The organism is Chitinophaga cymbidii, assembly GCF_007992715.1.
GTDB lineage: Bacteria > Bacteroidota > Bacteroidia > Chitinophagales > Chitinophagaceae > Chitinophaga > Chitinophaga cymbidii.
Window position 1 is genome coordinate 671,580 of sequence record NZ_BKAU01000005.1, and the last position, 16,677, is coordinate 688,256.

A 16,677-nucleotide genomic window follows, 5' to 3' on the forward strand; every position below is an offset into this window, starting at 1 on the left:
TTTCTCGTGGTGAATATTGTTTACTCTTTGATCACCCTGCTGCCATACAACGGCCCTGCGCTGTTTTGCGGCTTCGGCATGAATTTTATGATGACCGACTGCTTCCCTTTGGTCAGCTCTTCCGGAATTATATAGCTAATATCGTAAAACTTGCTGGCTTTATACCTATTCAGGTCTTCGGTGGCGATAGTTTTCCCGTCCACCTGTATCTCGAAGTTCCTGCCGCGGTTGTCCATGCCCCAGTAGGTGCAGATCAGCGTGTTCCTGCTGTCCGGCGCTACTTTCATGGAAAAGGAAAAGTGACCGCCGGGGCGCGCGATCCGCCATTTGCGGCCGTGGTCTTCTTCGGTAAAGGTCTTTTCTCCCGTCAGCTCATGGTCCCGCTCCGGCTGCATTTCCCCGATCCGCAGGATGTCTACGGTACGTGCTTCCAGCTCTTTTTCGGCTTTCCGGGCGGCTTCGTACACCTGTTGCTGTTGGGTCCATGCGGCGGGCGTAAATACATCCCAGTACACGCTGTAGTACTGGTTTTTGGTGTCGTAGAAGGGCACCAGCTTTACTTCCGAGGGCTCGCCTGTTTCAACGGAGGTGAATTCCGCCGTGGCGCCGGAGGTTCGCCGCAGCCAGGAGGATACGTCGGCTTGCCCGGTCACGAACACGGGGACGCCCTGCACCGGGTCCGGCTCTTTTTCGCCCAGCACGCCGGCGAGCAATACCGGCCCGAAGAAGATCGCCTGGCGGGAGGGATTGTCAGGCATCGCTTCTGTGTAAAGCTTTACGGGCAGAGATAACCGTATTTCATCGTGCTGCCGCCATTTCCGGTTGATCACAAGATAACCTTGCGCGTCGGGCCGAATAGCTTCTGCTTTGCCATTAACTGTCAGTTGCACACCTTCCTTCGCCCAGTGCGGCTGCCGGATGCGGACCGCAAAAGTAGCGGGACGTTGGGCCGTTACCGTAAGCCGGATATCTTCGGTGGCGGGGAGCGTTGTTTCCTGTTTGATCCGCACACCTTTTTCCTTCCAGTCCAGCTCAGAAGGAATGAACAGGTTTACATACAGGCTGCCGTCTTTTCCGCGGGAGTAAATGCTTTCGCCGTATTTAACATGGTTTTCCATGCCTGTGCCTACGCAGCAGGTAAAGGAATGCCAGGGATTGCTGTAGCGCTTGGTGCCGCCCATCCGCAGGGATACGAAGTAACATACCATGCCGGTTTCATGATGCTGCGACGCCAGGATGTGGTTGTACAGCGCCTTTTCATAGTAGTCCATGTAATGCGCCTCCGGCTGCAGCGCGAACAGGTGCCGCGTGAGCTTCAGCATGTTATAGGTATTGCAGGTCTCGGTGGTGTTGTCTGTGAGCGTTTCGTTGAGCTTCCGGGCGGGACCGAAATATTCATAGTTGCTGTTGCCACCGGTGGCGTAGGAGTGGTCGCGGGTAACGGTTTGCCAGAAGAAGTCCGCAATGCGCGCATCCTTTTCATCCAGGTTCAGCTCATGCCGCCGGATGCCGCCGATCACTTTTGGTATCTGGGTGTTGGAGTGCTTGCCGGGCAGGATGTCGATGCCCGCGGCCAGGGAATCGAGGATGCGCTTGTCGTAAAACTTGTAAGAGAGGTCCAGGTACTTTTTATTGCCGGTGATGGCGTAAGTGTTCACCAGCGCATCGCTCATGCCGCCGTATTCGCAGAACAGCATGCGCTGCAGTTGCTCGTCGTTCAGGTCTTTGATGATACCTTCCGCCCAGTGGGCGATGCCTTCGTTGATGGCCAGCGCTTTTTTGTTGCCGCAATAAAGGTAAACGTCCAGCAGGCCGGCCATGATCTTGTGCACGGTGTACCAGGGCGCCCATGCGCCGTTCAGGTCGAATCCCCTGGTGCGGATGTTGCCGGCTTTCACTTCCATCCACATGCTGTCCTCATTCGGGATAGCGCCAACATATCCTGTTTTGCGGTGCTGCTGGCAGGCTTCCAGTTCATCCACGATGTAGTTCGCCTTGTCCAGGAATGCTTTATCCCCCGTAGCAGCATATTGCAGCGCGCAGGCAGAAAGGTAATGCCCGAGGGAATGGCCCGCCAGGCCGGAAGATTCCCATCCACCGTATTTCTCCGCTTTGGCGGGCAAGCCCGCGTGTGCGCGGAAATCAGACAGCAGCCGGTCCGGCTCTATCTGCAAAAGGTATTTAGCTTCCGCCTGCATGGCGTCATAAAAAGGGCTTTCCAGCAGGCGCACGTCCCGCAGGTTAAAAGCATATGCCTGGATGTCCGCCTTCGGCGCAACTTTCATGCGGCTGTCCTTCCACTCAGGTACGTAAGATTGCGCAGCGGCAGCCGTATATATTCCCATGCCGCCGGCCAGCAGCAGGCAGCGGATAATAGATCTTTTCATGCTGTTAAACTTTATGATACTTAAAGCTAGCATGCAATTGACGGTATCGCTTTTCAATTCTTCGCCGATTGTGAACGGATATTGATAAATAAGTGTCAGTGTGAAAATAATAATTGTCGGGCTGACAATTTTAGCTAAATTCTGAAAAGTTCCCCAGAATATTTAGCAATTTTTTTCCCGAATTATTACGGATATTTAAGGCTTAACCACGTTCACCTTAAATTAAGGATCATCATGTTTATCAAACAAATTTCGCTCATGACTATCATTTCCGGCAGTCTGATCGCAACATCCTGTAACTCTGCGGGGAAGAAAGCGGAGGAGAGTACCGATTCCGTGGCCACTACCGCCGCGCCGCAGCCTTATGGCCATGTGGACGGGCAGGAGGTGCTGCAGTACACGCTGACCAACGCCAACGGCATCGTTGTAAAAGTGCTGAACTACGGCGGTGTTATTACCGATATCATCACGCCTGACCGGGACGGCAACAAGGGGAACATCGTGCTTTCCTATGATTCCCTGGCCGGGTACCTGCAAAAGGGCAACCCCTACTTCGGTACGCTGGTAGGCCGTTATGGCAACCGTATCGCCAAAGCTACTTTCCAGCTGGATGGTCAAACCTATAAGCTGGCGGCCAACGACCACGGCAACACGCTGCACGGCGGAATGAAGGGTTTCGACAAGGTAGTCTGGAAAGCCACGCCGCAACCCGGAGACAGCAGCCTGGTACTGGAATACACCAGCAAGGACGGCGAAGAAGGTTATCCCGGCAACCTGCAGGTACAGGTGACCTACACGCTCACGGCAGACAATGCCCTGAAGATCGAATATGCCGCCACAACGGATAAAGCCACACCGGTAAACCTTACGCAGCATACTTACTTCAACCTGTCCGCCGGCAAGGACGCAAATATCCTGGACCATGTGCTGCAACTGAACGCATCCAACTATACGCCGGTAGACGATCTGCTGATCCCCACCGGCAAGATCAGCCCGGTGAAAGGCACACCGATGGACTTTACGGCCGCCAAAAAGATCGGGCAGGACATCGGAAAAGTGAAAGGTGGTTATGACCACAACTGGGTATTTGACAAGCAGGGTTTTGACACGGTAGGTTCCCTCTACCACGAAGCCAGTGGCCGTTACATGACCATGGCCACTTCCGAGCCGGCCGTACAGTTCTATTCCGGCAACTTCCTGGACGGATCGCTCGATTATACCCGCGACGGTGCGAAGTACGTGCAGCATGCCGGCATGTGCCTGGAAGCGCAGCACTTCCCCGATTCACCGAACCAGCCTTCTTTCCCTAACACCATCCTGAAGCCCGGTGAGCGCTACACGCAAACTACGGTGTACCAGTTCGGTGTGAAGTAGGCTTTTTCTTTTTCGTAATAACAAAATAATAGACGGGAATGCCGGCCAGGGCGATGATCAGCCCGGGCCATGTGAAACGGGGCTTGTAGAAAATGAGCAGCAGGCAGAACGTAAGCCCCATGCAGATATAAATAATCGGGAGGACCGGATAGCCAAATGCCTTGTACGGGCGTTCGGCATCCGGTCTTTTTTTGCGCAGGCGGAAGATGCCGGCGATCGTCAGCATATAGAATCCCACCACTACAAAGGAGATCATGTCCAGCAGATCCCCATACCGGCCGCTGATGCTCCAGATGCAGGCCACCAGGCACTGCGTCCACAGGGCAAAGGAGGGCACCGCGGCTTGGTTGAGCCGCCCTGCGCGCCGGAAGAACAGCCCGTCATTCGCCATTGTATAATAGACCCTTGCGCCCGCGAGGATCAGGCCGTTGTTACAGCCGAACGTGGAGATCATGATCATGGCGGCGATGAGCATGGTGCCGGCTTCGCCGAACATCGCGCGGGAAGCGGCTACGGCCACCCTGTCTTTTTCCGCGCCGGCGATTTCCAGCAGCGGCAGTACCGCGAGGTAGGTGATGTTGGCCAGCAGGTAGAGCACGGTCACGATCATGGTGCCGAGGAAAAGGCTCATGCCGATGTTGCGCCGCGGGTTGCGGATCTCCCCGGCAATGAATGCCACGTTGTGCCAGGAATCGCTGCTGAAGATGGAGCCCACCATGGCGGCGGCGATAGCGCCCAGCGCGCCGATGAAAGTATATGAAACGGAAGAGGATACAGGATGGAGATGCCAGGCGTTCTGCCAGTTGGCCTGCCAGATGCCGGGTTTCAGCAACGCCAGGCCGCAAACGATGAGGGCCGCGAGGCTGGCGATCTTGATCAGCGTGAGGGTGGTTTGCACGAGCTTCCCGCTTTTTATGCCACGTGTATTGATGAACGTTAGGATGAGGATCACGGCGAGGGATAGCAGCTGCGCCCGGGAGATCCGCAGCCAGCCCATATCCAGGGCAACAATGTCTTCGCTGAAGGCAGGAACAAGATAAGCGGTGAATTTGGCGAAAGCCACGCCCACAGCCGCGATAGTGGCGGTCTGGATGACCGTGAAAAAGCTCCACCCGTACACGAATGCGGTAAGCGGGCTCCAGGCTTCTTTCAGGTAAACGTATTGCCCGCCGGCCTTGGGGAACATGCCGCTCAGCTCGCCATAGCTGAGAGCTGCGGTCAGCGTCATAAAACCGGTGATGAGCCAGACGAGCAGCAGCCATCCGGCGCTGCCGGTGAGCCGGGTGATATCTGCGCTGACAATGAAAATACCCGAACCGATCATGCTGCCGGCCACTACCATGGTGGCGTCCAGCAGGCTGAGCGTGGGTTTGAAAGAAGAGGGTTGAGACATACGTGCAATAATTGATTAAAGCTAAACAAGCGCTCTTGCAATGGCTTTTCAATTATTACCCGTTATTGCGCATATTTTACTGGGCCGTTTCGTGCTCATCCACCTGCCCGAATTCCCGGATGTAGTCGCTGGGAGATTTGCCGGTGATGGTCTTGAACACCCGATTGAAGTTGGCGATGCTGTTGAAGCCGCAGTGATAGGCAACGGTGGAAATGCTGTCGAACGAACCGTCCGCCAGCTTTTTACAGGCTTCATTGATGCGTACTTCATTCAGGAAAGATACGAAGGTGAGGCGGGTATGTTTCTTGAAGTAGCGGCAGAACGCCTGCGCGGACATGTTCGCGTGCTGCGCGATGTCTTCCAGCTTGATGTCCGAATCATAATGCTGCATGATATAATCGTAGATATACCCGATGCGGATACCTTCCTGTTCGTTGATGGACAGCAGGCGGGAGCCGGAGATCAGCGGCTGCGGCTCTTCCATGTTCTGAAAGAAATGCAGCAGGTCTATGAAGTGGATCAGCTGCCGGGCGCCGCGGTTTTGCTCGATCTGCAGCATCCGGGAAGACACTTCTTCCCGCAGGGTTTCCGGTACGCGGAATCCGTCTTTGCATTTTTGCAGAAAGGCTTTGATCTTCTTCAGCTCCGTCAGCTCAAACACCGGCCCGAGCTTGCCTTGCGTGTTGAAGAACAGGGTCAGCGCATACACGTTCTCCTGGCTGCCGGGCACGGCTTCCGAAAGATCACTTTTGAACACATGCGGCTGGTTGCCGCCGATCCAGAAGATATCGTCTTCCCGGAACGCATGCATGTTATTACCTACGACCAGCGTTCCTTTTCCTTTCATGACCCAGGTGAGCTGGATCTCCTCGTGGCGGTGCAGCCATGGATAGAACTGCGGCAGCACGTCGTACTGCGTGATGATGGCTTTATCGTGCGCAACGGGAATCGTAAATTGAAGCACTTTCATGGATGGAATAGCATTTTGGTGATAAAAGGATAGTCGGCAATCGCTGTAAATAACACCTGGCATATAGTATCTGACCGAAGTTAAGAAAATCCGTTTATTTAAATAGTCATATTGACACTTTATTTTTATTGTGATAAAATCAGTGCAGAGAAGGCTAAAATGCGTAAAGCAAATCAAACGAAAATAAATGACTTTGCGGATAATAAATTGCATGGCATGATATACAGACCTGTCCTTGTCCTTATTTTCCTCTTTGCCGGAACCACCGGTGTCCGTGCGCAGGAGCCCTGGCAGCCGGACCACAAAGAAATGCTGGAACGCTACCGGCACGCGAAGGCGATGGAAGAAGCTACCAGGAACACGGTGTTCAGGGCGGGTGTTCAGCCGCACTGGCAGGCGGACGGCAGCAGCTTCTGGTATCGTAATGTGCTGAAGGATTCTGTGCTGGAATACATCTATGTACAACCGTTTGCAAAGAAAAAGCAAGCTGCTTTTGATCATATGAAACTGGCGGAGGCACTGGGGCGGGTGACAGGCAGAACACTGGATGGCCGCCGGTTGCGTATCAGCCGTATGGAGCTTGGGAAAAGCAGCGTAGCGCTGGAAATAGACAGCGCGTGTTACCGTTGTGATCTCGGAAAATATACCTGTGCGGTAGCAGATTCTTTCCCTGGCAGAAGATACCCGCGGGGGAATTTCAGGCGCAGCCGCTGGCAGGGTTTTTCAACAGACCGTATCTCGCCGGATAAAAAATGGACGGCTTTTATCCGCGATGGGAATGTGTTCATCCGGCCGGCGGGGAGCGACGCAAGTGACGGGGAACATGCAGTCATTGCCAGCGCACCTGACAATAACTCCGCGACAAACACAGCAGCCGTGCAATACACCCATAACGGCACAAAAGAAAAGCCCTACGGCGCCCTGGCCTGGTCGCCGGACAGCCGCTACGTGGTCGGTTATCACATCAACCCGGTAGAAGATTCTTCCGTGTTCTACATACTCACCAGCGCCAGCGGCACCCGCGGCCAGCTGCGCTCTCATCCATATAAACAACCCGGCGACCCGTTCACGACCTACGAAATGCACATTTTCCCCGTCGGTGCAACCGGAGCTGTTAAAGTCAATACGGAGATCATCGATTTTTTTGATGCGCCCCGGCTGCACTGGCGCGCCGGCGATTCCCGTTATTTCACCTACGAAAAAGTAGACCGCGGCCATCAACGTTTCCGGATCATTGAAGTGGATACCGAAACGGCCACGTCAAAAACCTTGCTGGATGAGCGGACGGAAACTTTCATTTATGAATCGAGGATCTTTACCGAATACCTGCCGGAAACCAATGAAATATTGTGGTCGTCTGAAAAGGACGGCTGGCGGCACCTTTACCTGGTAGACGGCATTACCGGCAAAGTGAAGAACCCCGTCACCAGCGGCCCCTGGGTAGTGCGGCAGATCGACAGCGTGGACAAAAAGAAAAGAGAAGTATGGTTCCGTGCCAGCGGCATGCATGCCGGTGAAGATCCGTATTTCGTGCATTACTACCGCATCGGGCTGGACGGAAAGGGCCTTGTGGAGCTGACCCCCGCAAAAGGTCATCATACCGTGACTTTCTCCCCCGATAAAGAATACTATACAGACACCTATTCGCAGGTGGATATTCCTCCCGTTACCGCATTGCACCGCACGCAGGACGGTAAAAAGATCATGGAGCTTGAAAAAGCGGACGCCTCCGCTTTCTTCGCCACCGGCATGCGCCCGGTGGAAAGCTTCGTGGCAAAGGGCCGCGACGGGAAAACGGATATCTGGGGCGTGGTGTGCCGTCCCTCGGATTTTGATCCCGCGAAAAAATATCCTGTTATCGAAAATATTTACGCCGGCCCGCAGGACGCATTCGTGCCCAAGAGTTTCATGGGCAGCTTCAGCGAAATGCAAAGCATGGCGGAACTGGGGTTCATTGTGGTGCAGATAGATGGCATGGGTACCGCCAACCGTTCAAAAGCATTTCATGATGTGTGCTGGAAAAACCTTGCGGATGCGGGCTTTCCGGACAGGATATTGTGGATCAAGGCCCTCGCCGCAAAATACCCGTACATAGATACCGCCCGCGTAGGGCTGTACGGCACTTCCGCAGGTGGACAGAACGCCCTTGGCGGATTGCTGTTCCATCCTGATTTTTATAAAGCAGCGGTAGCTTCTTGCGGCTGCCACGATAACCGCGTGGATAAACAATGGTGGAACGAACAATGGATGGGCTATCCCGTCGGCCGGCACTACGAAGAGCAATCCAATGTAACGAATGCCGGCAAGCTCCGCGGCCACCTGCTGCTGATCGTGGGAGAATCAGATACGAACGTACCGCCCGAATCCACCTACCGCGTGATCAACGCGCTGATCAAAGCAGAAAAATCATTTGACTTTCTGCCCGTCCCCGGCATGGGCCACAGCGACGGAGGCCCGTACGGCCGGATCAAAAAACGGGATTTCTTTGTAAAACACCTGCTCGGCGTAGACCCGCCGCAAAGGAACGCAGGCGAACTATAAACAGGCATCATGATGAAGAAACATACATTGATCTGGATAACAGGATGGATATTCACCGGCGCACTGCCGGCATCTTCCCAGCACGTACCGCTCAGCAGGGATTACCCCATCCAGCCCGTGGCCTTTACACAGGTGCATGTGCATGATCATTTCTGGGCGCCGAAAATGAAGACCAACACAGACGTTACCATCCCGTACACGCTGGAACAATGCCGTGTTACGGGGCGGGTGGACAATTTCCTGCGCGCAGCGGGCAAGCTGCCGGCGGACAAATTCACGGAGTACACATTTGATGATACGGACATCTACAAGATCATCGAAGGCGCATCGTACGGATTGCAGGTAAAGAAAAACGAAGAGCTGGAACGCTACCTCGATACGTTGATCTCCTACATTGCCGCGGCGCAGGAGCCGGACGGCTACTTGTATACCTTCCGCACGATGAAGGCCGCGAAGCCGCATCCCTGGATCGGGTCGAAACGTTGGGAAAAGGAAGAAGATTTAAGCCATGAACTCTACAACTCCGGTCATCTCTTTGAAGCCGCCGTAGCGCATTACCAGGCTACCGGCAAAAGAAACCTGCTGGATATCGCTATTAAGAACGCCGACCTGCTGGTAAAGGATTTCGGTTTTGGAAAGGAAGAACGTTTTCCCGGCCACCAGATCATTGAAACGGGCCTCACCAAATTATACCGCGTCACCGGCAACCAGGCATATCTCGATCTTGCCAAATTCTTCCTCGATGTGCGCGGCCCCGGAAAGCCCGACAGCAAAGAATATAACCAGGCGCACAAAAAAGTGACGGAGCAGCATGAAGCAGTAGGCCACGCCGTCCGCGCCACATACATGTACACCGGCATGGCGGACGTGGCGGCGCTTACCGGCAACCAGGAATATCTCGAAGCCATCGATGATATCTGGCATGATGTGGTGGAAAAGAAACTGTACATCACCGGCGGCATCGGCGCTACCGGGGCGGGAGAGGCGTTCGGACAACCTTACCAGCTGCCCAACATGAGCGCTTATGCGGAAACCTGCGCGTCTATTGCCAACGTGTACTGGAACAGCCGCATGTTCCTCCTGCATGGCGATGCAAAATATATCGATGTGCTGGAACGCACGCTGTACAACGGTTTGCTGTCCGGCGTATCGTTGAGCGGCGACCGTTTTTTCTATCCGAACCCTCTCGCATCGATGGGGCAGCATCAGCGCAGCGCATGGTTCGGCTGCGCCTGCTGCATTTCCAACATGACGCGCTTCCTGCCTTCCATGCCGGGATATATTTATGCGCAGGACGAAAACAATCTCTACATCAATCTTTTCGCCGGCAATACGGCGGAGATCAAATTACCCGCCACCACTGTCAGCATCACGCAGGAAACGGATTACCCCTGGCAGGGAAAGAACGGGATCACCATCAACCCCGCCAAAACAGCGGCTTTCACCCTGCGCGTCCGCATCCCCGGATGGGCGGTGGACAAGCCTGTGCCCGGAGATCTGTACCATGTGCAGGAACCCGCGGCAAAGCCGGTGGTCATCCTGCTGAACGGCAAACCTTATCCGTATAAAATGGAAAAAGGCTACGCGGTGTTTCATCGCAGCTGGAAGAAAGGCGACAAGCTGTTGCTGGACCTGCCGATGGAAGTGGAAAAAGTGCTGGCGAATGAGCAGGTGAAGGACGATGTATACCGCTTTGCATTGCAGCGCGGCCCCCTGATGTATTGCCTGGAAGGTCCGGACAACAAGGACAGTTCGGTGCAGAATATCGTCGTGGACCGGAATGCCGTTGTAAAAGCCGAATACCGGCCTGACCTGCTCAACGGCGTGATGGTGCTGGAGATGCCCGGCACCGCCACCAAACGGCAGCTGAACAGTCACGAGCTGGTCCGCACGGCGCAAAATGTAACCGCCATCCCTTATTACGCATGGGCCAACCGCGGGCCGGGCGATATGACCGTATGGATTCCGTATGATGTATATGCCGCCACGCCGAAGGCCGCGCCTACCATCGCTTCAAAGAGCAGGATCAACGGGTCATTGCGCAACCAGCGCATGTTCAAAGCGTTGAATGACCAGTACCAGCCCAAAAGTTCAGGGGATCACAGCGCTCCTTACCTGCACTGGTGGCCGAAGAAAAATTCGCCGGAATGGTTGCAGTACGATTTTGACAAACCTTATACCATTTCCGAATCCACCGTGTACTGGTATGACGATGGCCCCTGGGGCGGCTGCCGCGTTCCGGCTTCCTGGCAGCTGTACTACAAAAAGGATGGTGAATGGGTGCCGATAAAATTTTTGCATCCTTACCCTGTAACAAAAGATGCTTACAACACCGTCCGCTTCGATCCGGTGGAAACCACCGCATTGAAAATGGAAATCCAGCTGCCGGAGGAACATTCCGCCGGTCTGCATGAATGGACGGTAAAATGAATGGGTGCCGGTTCCCAATGTGTGTATGATAGGCAACACCGCCGGAAGCACGCAGGCGATAAGGCTGCTTTAGGCCGGGTTTTTGTATCCCCATCCGTATGAAACAACCATTTCGCATCAAACGTTGGTGGCAACTGTTCAAATGTGCGGCATCGGACTTCATGGATGACAAGGTGCTGAAGCTAAGCGCCTCACTGGCTTATTCCACCGTTTTTTCCATCGCGCCGATGCTCATCATCGCGCTGTACACCAGTGATATCTTCCTCGGGCGCGATGCGCTGGAAGGCACGTTGTACGGGGAATTGCAGGGAATGATCGGCAGCGCCGCGGCGGCGCAGGTGCAGGAGATCGTACGGAATACCACGCTTTCCGCGGATTTCGGATGGTCTACCATCATCGGCGCTGTAACATTGGTAGTGGGCGCTACGGGCGTGTTTACGGAAATACAGGATTCGATCAATATCATCTGGGGCCTGAAAGCCAAACCCCGTAAAGGAAAAGGGCTCATCAAAATATTGCTTACCCGTTTGTTGTCTTTCTCCATGGTGATCAGTCTTGGTTTTGTGCTGGTGGTATCGCTGGTGATCCACGGCGTGATAGAAGTGCTGCTGTCCCGGCTCACGCTGGTTTTCCCGGAGATCACGGTGGTGGCGGTGTACATCATCAACCTCGTGGTGACCTTTGCCACTATTACTGCTTTGTTTGCCGTTATTTTTAAAGTATTGCCGGATGCGCGGGTGCAGTGGCGGCATGTGTGGGTGGGGGCGATGACCACGGCGGTGCTGTTTATGATCGGGAAGTTCGCGATCGGGTTGTACCTGGGGAATAGTTCGATTGGCAGTACTTACGGGGCCGCGGGGTCTATCGTGATCCTGCTGGTCTGGGTCTATTATTCCTCGGCCATCCTGTATTTCGGCGCGGAGTTCACGCGGCAGTACGTGCAGCAGAAAGGGGAGCGCATCTATCCGAATGATTATGCGGTTTGGGTGGAGCAGGTGGAAATGGAGTCGAAAGGAAATCTGCCGGAGAAAAAGACGGCATCATCATAATACCTGCAACCCCATCTGCCGGTAAGGAATGAACAGCTCGTCTTCCGGCTGGTCCGTTACAATGGTGTCGATATCCGTGATGCCGCAAATCTTGAAATGTTCCGCGGTGCCCATCTTGTCACTCGTAGCCAGCGCCACAACCCTGCTGGACGCTTCCACGATGGTGGATTTAACTTCTGTTTCCTCTATGTCCGGGCCTGTAACGCCAACGGCTGTATGTAAACTGCAAACGCCCAGGAAACCAATGTCCGCCCGCACTTTCTGGAACATGCGGATGGTGTCCATACCGATGACCGTTTGCGAATCCTTCACGATCTTGCCGCCTGCAAAGATCACTTCCACGCCGGGATGGTCCATCAGCTGCACCACGATGGGTACACTGTTGGTGATCACGCGCAGCTGCAGATGCTGCGGAAAAAGTTTGGCGAGCGAAAGGGTGGAGGTGCCGCCGTCGAGAATGATGGTTTGTCCGTTTTCCAATAACGACAAAGCTTTCCTTGCAATAACCTTCTTGTCATCTTCATGAAATACGATCCTTTCCTTGAACGAATACGGGTTGGGAGAATGCGGGATGGCGCCGCCACGCACCTTGATCAGGAGGCCGTTCTGCGCCAGCGATTCCAGGTCGCGGCGCACCGTATCTTCGGATACCTGCAAATCGTTGCTTAGCTCTGTTTGCAGTACTTTCTGGTCCGTGCGCAGCTTCTTCAGAATATAATCCAGCCGCTCTTCCTTTAACATGTTTTGCTGTTTTTTGCAATATTATGTAAAATTCTGCGATTTTAAATAGGGTTATTTGATAAATATTGCATAATTTTGCATCAAATAGCAGAATATGGCAAGAATAGTAATAGACATGGACGGGGTGATGGCGGATCTGACGCAGCATTATATCGACTGGTACGAGGAGCGTACCGGCGAGCGGATCAGCCGGGAATCGCTGAACGGCGTGCCCGAAACACAGGGCTTCCCGAAAGAGGGCATCGTGCCGCAATTCCTGCATACGCCCGGCTTCTTCCGCACGGCGCCCGTGATACCGGGCAGCCAGGAAGTCATCAAAAAACTGATGGAACAGCATGAGGTCTTCATTGTATCAGCCGCGGTAGAATTTCCGCAATCGCTGTCCGAGAAGATCGAATGGCTCGGCGAACACTTCCCCTTCATCAGCTGGAAACACATTGTGTTCTGCGGTCTGAAAACGATCGTGGAAGCGGATTATATGATCGATGATTACGACAAGAACCTGCGGTTCTTCAAAGGCGAGCCCCTGCTCTTCAGCGCCCCGCACAACGTGGGCCACGAGCTGTACAAGGATTATAGAAGAATGAACAGCTGGCAGGATGTGGCGGACTACTTCGCGCAGTTGGAAGAGCCGGTGCGCCTGCATCAGGCGGCTTCATAATGCACGATGGACAGGCCGGGCTGTATCTCCGCCATGAACACCTCCGTTTCACGACGCAGCAGCAGCCAGGCCCCGAAAGCGTCCAGCAGCTCCAGCGGCGGTGTGGTGTAAGTGATGGAAACGGCGTGAATGTTTGGATTCCTGACATCTGAAGCCAGTATCTCAAACTGATAATTTTCAAACGATATGGATTGCCCGGATGCAGTAATTGCACCGGGTATTTTGTTTTGTAGTCCCTGCACGTACAAACCGATCGCAAAGGCCGTTTTATACTGCACATTCACATTGGCTTTGGGAATGGCCGTCCGCAGCGCGTCCCAGGTAGGGTATTGGCGTTCCCGGTCGAAAGACTGCACCTGCACAAGATATTCCTGGTAGCTGTCCCGCCACACGTCCCGTTCAAATGTTCCCGATGCATTGGCATCGATGATCTGCCGGAAGGCTATTTTAACGATCGCTTTTTTCATGATGAAGATTTGTAAAGGGCCGGCATATAGATGCCAACCCTTATTGTGATTGCATACGAAAATTACGCGGAAATGTATATCGTGTGAGTAAGGTCATACCCTCCTGTGGCGCTGTTGGCCGTTACAGTTGCCAGCTCATTGTCCAGCGAATCCATGATGATGTTGTCGCCGGCGTTGGTAAGACTGTTCTGCCCGTGCGCCGCGTACAGCGAAGTGTTATACACCGCGGTGTTGATGGCGTCCGGGAAAGCGATCTGCGTGGTCAGCTTCAGGCTGTTATTGATGTAGACCTGGGCATGGATGTGCGTCACCCTGCCTTGATACCAGCCGGGGTAGATGGAAGTGAACTTCACCTGCCCATTGGCGTCTGTGTATTGCAGGCCGCGGCAGAATACCAGCGCGCTGTTGTTCTGCGTGCCGAGATAACCGGAATTCGTATAGCCGGAATAGTAGCCGTCCTTGTCACAATGCCATATATCCACCCGCGCATCCGCCACCACATTGCAGCTGTCTTTCACGTTGCGGATGACGATGGTAACCGCCAGCGGCAGACCTGTTTTCCCGTCGGTGATATCTGTCCGCTGAATGGACGAGCCGCGGCTGTTGTACAGCGGATAGGGCCCGTCTGTTTCCGTGTCTGTTACGGTGCAGGTTTCTCCGTCAGCGCCGGTGCCGGTTTCGGCGGCGGTGTCCGTGTCGCTGTTCTTCCGGCAGGCGGCCAGCACAGGGAGGAAGGGCGTAAGCCCGATCACGCTGGCAGTGTTCCTGAGAAATTCTTTACGTTCCATGTTCACTGGTTTTGATACAAATGTTCCCATAAAAATCTGCGCCGGCAACTATTTGCGGTGAAGAAGGAAAATCCTGCGGTGAAACGGGTTTATGATTTGAAAATGGCGAAGAAAGGCGCTTCGTAGCTGCTGCCGATGGGGATGGTTTCTCCGGCGATGGTGATCACCTTGTTTTTTACCTGTTCAATTCTGCTGAACGGAACGATGTAGGAACGGTGTACGCGGATAAAGGCTTTCGGGGGCAGCTTTTCGAGGATGTTCTTCATCGTCATGCGCACTACGATGGGCTTCTGCGCATGCAGGCGGATCTTCAGGTAATCATCCAGCCCTTCAATAAAAAGAATGTCCGCCGTATCGATCTTCACCAGGCTGTAATCCACACGCACGAAAAGGTATTGCGGCGACTGGTCCATCAGCTGACGGTATTCCGCTACTTTATTCACGGCTTGCAGGAAACGCTCGAAGGTAAAGGGTTTCAGCAGGTAGTCCATCGCCTTGAGGTTAAAGCCTTCCACGGCATATTCGCTGTAGGCGGTGGTGAAGATCACCTGTGTAGTATCTTGCAGCGGCCTGTAGAAGTCGATGCCGGAGATGGCGGGCATCCGGATGTCCAGGAAAAGCAGGTCCACCGGCGATCTTTCCAGGTAGGCCAGCGCTTCGGCGGTCTTGTTGAAGCTGCGTTCCAGGGTAATGAAATCCACCTTCCGGCAGAAGTTCTCGATCACTTTCAGTGCCGGCAATTCATCGTCTATGGCAATGGCGCGGATCATTCCAGGTGCAATGTAAGGGAAATGAAGAAATCTCCGGCAGTATCGCGGATGGTGAGGATGTGCTTGCCGGGATATAGCAGCAGGAGCCTGTTTTTGGTATTTTCTATGCCGAGCCCGCTTTCTTCCTGATCGTCCGCCTGCACATGTACTTTATGATTGAACACATCCAGCCGCAAAGTATGTTGATGGATGAACAAGCCGATGCGGATCTTCGAATGTTCGTCGGGGTTCACGCCATGTTTGAACGCATTTTCAATAAAGGGGATCAGTATCAGCGGCGCGATCTGTTTGCCGGTGGGATTGCCTTCCACGGTCACTTCCAGGTCGAGCGCCCCGTAGAACCGGATGCGTTGCAGTTCGATGTAATTGCGGACGTAGGTGATCTCTTTGCCGAGGTCCACCATGTCGTTTCCCGCTTCGCTGATCACATGGCGCATCATGCCGGAGAGCTTTACAACGGCGGCGGCGGTATTTTCCGAACGTTCTAACGCCAGCGCATATATGCTGTTCAGGGTGTTGAAGAGGAAATGCGGGTTGATCTGCGCTTTGAGGAAGGCCAGTTCGGCCTGCAGCTTTTCCCTTTCCGTCCGCCGCCATTGGTTGCTGATCTGCAGTACGAGCGAAAAAAATACTACGAACAGGAAAAGAAAGAAATGCCGTGGGTCGGTGAAGAAGTGGTTGGGCATGGGCCTTTGCATATGCGGTGCGCCCGCTGGCCTGCCCTTTGGCGGTTCTTCATCCGGCCGCTGCCACCCGGCCCCGGGCGTTTTGGCCGGCCGCAGCGATTCCTGCAGCTTCGCTCTTGGTATCAGCGCCGGCGGTACAAGGCTGATCGCCGTATAACACGCCAGCATCGCGATGATGAACACTATATATTTCTTCGGGAAATACAGCCGGGGAATGAGCACGAAATAGTTTACATAAAAGAACCCCAGCAGCAGGAGGTACGTGAGAAAATCACGCTGCATCGGCGCCACATCCCACAACGCCGTAATACCGCGTTCCGAGCCGTCCGGCGAAAAAAGGAACGGCAGGGCAAGGAAAGCGAGGCTGCCCGCGATGTGCAGCAGAATTTGCTGTAGATGTCCTTTCATGCGCTACAAATG

13 protein-coding genes are annotated in these 16,677 nt (G+C 54.1%); 5 read left to right on the forward strand and 8 right to left on the reverse strand.

Going from position 1 to position 16,677, the window contains the following annotated elements:
• Nucleotides 1-20 precede the first annotated feature (20 nt).
• Entirely contained in the window at nucleotides 21-2,387 is a 2,367-nt protein-coding gene (locus tag CCY01nite_RS21375; RefSeq protein ID WP_146866041.1) for a glycoside hydrolase family 127 protein, read from the reverse strand.
• 258 nt (nucleotides 2,388-2,645) lie between these two features.
• Here CCY01nite_RS21375 and CCY01nite_RS21380 point away from each other — a divergent pair, with 258 nt between their 5' ends.
• Nucleotides 2,646-3,761, forward strand: a complete 1,116-nt coding sequence (locus CCY01nite_RS21380; protein ID WP_246129998.1) for an aldose epimerase family protein — start codon at nucleotides 2,646-2,648, stop codon at nucleotides 3,759-3,761.
• On the opposite strand, the gene CCY01nite_RS21385 is transcribed toward CCY01nite_RS21380, so the two are convergent.
• Complete coding sequence (locus tag CCY01nite_RS21385) at nucleotides 3,733-5,154, reverse strand: APC family permease (RefSeq protein ID WP_146866045.1); 1,422 nt, start codon at nucleotides 5,152-5,154, stop codon at nucleotides 3,733-3,735. The two genes, CCY01nite_RS21380 and CCY01nite_RS21385, sit on opposite strands and share 29 nt — an antisense overlap.
• A gap of 76 nt (nucleotides 5,155-5,230) precedes the next feature.
• Complete coding sequence (locus CCY01nite_RS21390; RefSeq protein ID WP_146866047.1) at nucleotides 5,231-6,124, reverse strand: AraC family transcriptional regulator; 894 nt, start codon at nucleotides 6,122-6,124, stop codon at nucleotides 5,231-5,233.
• 216 nt (nucleotides 6,125-6,340) lie between these two features.
• Between CCY01nite_RS21390 and CCY01nite_RS21395 the strand changes: the two genes are divergently transcribed.
• The 3 genes from CCY01nite_RS21395 (at nucleotide 6,341) to CCY01nite_RS21405 (ending at nucleotide 12,144) form a co-directional block, all read left to right on the forward strand.
• A complete protein-coding gene (locus tag CCY01nite_RS21395; protein WP_146866049.1) occupies nucleotides 6,341-8,665 on the forward strand; it encodes a S9 family peptidase in 2,325 nt (774 codons plus the stop codon).
• A gap of 9 nt (nucleotides 8,666-8,674) precedes the next feature.
• Nucleotides 8,675-11,095: a glycoside hydrolase family 127 protein gene (locus CCY01nite_RS21400; RefSeq protein WP_146866051.1), complete on the forward strand. Its 2,421-nt coding sequence runs from the start codon at nucleotides 8,675-8,677 to the stop codon at nucleotides 11,093-11,095.
• A 98-nt stretch (nucleotides 11,096-11,193) separates the two neighbouring features.
• Nucleotides 11,194-12,144 (forward strand): YihY/virulence factor BrkB family protein, encoded by a 951-nt coding sequence (locus CCY01nite_RS21405; protein WP_146866053.1) that lies wholly within the window; start codon nucleotides 11,194-11,196, stop codon nucleotides 12,142-12,144.
• On the opposite strand, the gene CCY01nite_RS21410 is transcribed toward CCY01nite_RS21405, so the two are convergent.
• A complete protein-coding gene (locus CCY01nite_RS21410) occupies nucleotides 12,139-12,885 on the reverse strand; it encodes a DeoR/GlpR family DNA-binding transcription regulator (protein WP_146866055.1) in 747 nt (248 codons plus the stop codon). The genes CCY01nite_RS21405 and CCY01nite_RS21410 overlap by 6 nt on opposite strands.
• 94 nt (nucleotides 12,886-12,979) lie before the next feature.
• Here CCY01nite_RS21410 and CCY01nite_RS21415 point away from each other — a divergent pair, with 94 nt between their 5' ends.
• Nucleotides 12,980-13,546, forward strand: coding sequence for a 5' nucleotidase, NT5C type (locus tag CCY01nite_RS21415; protein WP_146866057.1), 567 nt, complete (start codon nucleotides 12,980-12,982; stop codon nucleotides 13,544-13,546).
• On the opposite strand, the gene CCY01nite_RS21420 is transcribed toward CCY01nite_RS21415, so the two are convergent.
• The 4 genes from CCY01nite_RS21420 to CCY01nite_RS21435 all read right to left on the reverse strand — a co-directional run bounded on the left by CCY01nite_RS21420 (nucleotide 13,531) and on the right by CCY01nite_RS21435 (nucleotide 16,665).
• Complete coding sequence (locus CCY01nite_RS21420; RefSeq protein WP_146866059.1) at nucleotides 13,531-14,013, reverse strand: hypothetical protein; 483 nt, start codon at nucleotides 14,011-14,013, stop codon at nucleotides 13,531-13,533. The two genes, CCY01nite_RS21415 and CCY01nite_RS21420, sit on opposite strands and share 16 nt — an antisense overlap.
• Nucleotides 14,014-14,075: 62 nt before the next feature.
• Nucleotides 14,076-14,801 (reverse strand): dioxygenase family protein, encoded by a 726-nt coding sequence (locus CCY01nite_RS21425; RefSeq protein ID WP_146866061.1) that lies wholly within the window; start codon nucleotides 14,799-14,801, stop codon nucleotides 14,076-14,078.
• 89 nt (nucleotides 14,802-14,890) lie between these two features.
• The gene (locus tag CCY01nite_RS21430) at nucleotides 14,891-15,571 is read right to left on the reverse strand and encodes a LytR/AlgR family response regulator transcription factor (protein ID WP_146866063.1); all 681 of its coding nucleotides are present in this window, start codon (nucleotides 15,569-15,571) and stop codon (nucleotides 14,891-14,893) included.
• Nucleotides 15,568-16,665 (reverse strand): sensor histidine kinase, encoded by a 1,098-nt coding sequence (locus CCY01nite_RS21435; RefSeq protein WP_146866065.1) that lies wholly within the window; start codon nucleotides 16,663-16,665, stop codon nucleotides 15,568-15,570. The genes CCY01nite_RS21430 and CCY01nite_RS21435 overlap by 4 nt, the downstream gene beginning before the upstream one ends.
• Nucleotides 16,666-16,677 lie beyond the last annotated feature (12 nt).

What these genes read in the sequence shown, in the direction of transcription:
- CCY01nite_RS21390 (WP_146866047.1), bottom strand. Translation starts at nt 6,124, where the DNA reads ATGAAAGTGCTTCAATTTACGATTCCCGTTGCGCACGATAAAGCCATC.
- CCY01nite_RS21430 (WP_146866063.1), bottom strand. Translation starts at nt 15,571, where the DNA reads ATGATCCGCGCCATTGCCATAGACGATGAATTGCCGGCACTGAAAGTG.
- CCY01nite_RS21380 (WP_246129998.1), top strand. Translation starts at nt 2,646, where the DNA reads ATGACTATCATTTCCGGCAGTCTGATCGCAACATCCTGTAACTCTGCG.
- CCY01nite_RS21425 (WP_146866061.1), bottom strand. Translation starts at nt 14,801, where the DNA reads ATGGAACGTAAAGAATTTCTCAGGAACACTGCCAGCGTGATCGGGCTT.
- CCY01nite_RS21415 (WP_146866057.1), top strand. Translation starts at nt 12,980, where the DNA reads ATGGCAAGAATAGTAATAGACATGGACGGGGTGATGGCGGATCTGACG.
- CCY01nite_RS21375 (WP_146866041.1), bottom strand. Translation starts at nt 2,387, where the DNA reads ATGAAAAGATCTATTATCCGCTGCCTGCTGCTGGCCGGCGGCATGGGA.
- CCY01nite_RS21435 (WP_146866065.1), bottom strand. Translation starts at nt 16,665, where the DNA reads ATGAAAGGACATCTACAGCAAATTCTGCTGCACATCGCGGGCAGCCTC.
- CCY01nite_RS21395 (WP_146866049.1), top strand. Translation starts at nt 6,341, where the DNA reads ATGATATACAGACCTGTCCTTGTCCTTATTTTCCTCTTTGCCGGAACC.
- CCY01nite_RS21420 (WP_146866059.1), bottom strand. Translation starts at nt 14,013, where the DNA reads ATGAAAAAAGCGATCGTTAAAATAGCCTTCCGGCAGATCATCGATGCC.
- CCY01nite_RS21405 (WP_146866053.1), top strand. Translation starts at nt 11,194, where the DNA reads ATGAAACAACCATTTCGCATCAAACGTTGGTGGCAACTGTTCAAATGT.
- CCY01nite_RS21385 (WP_146866045.1), bottom strand. Translation starts at nt 5,154, where the DNA reads ATGTCTCAACCCTCTTCTTTCAAACCCACGCTCAGCCTGCTGGACGCC.
- CCY01nite_RS21400 (WP_146866051.1), top strand. Translation starts at nt 8,675, where the DNA reads ATGATGAAGAAACATACATTGATCTGGATAACAGGATGGATATTCACC.
- CCY01nite_RS21410 (WP_146866055.1), bottom strand. Translation starts at nt 12,885, where the DNA reads ATGTTAAAGGAAGAGCGGCTGGATTATATTCTGAAGAAGCTGCGCACG.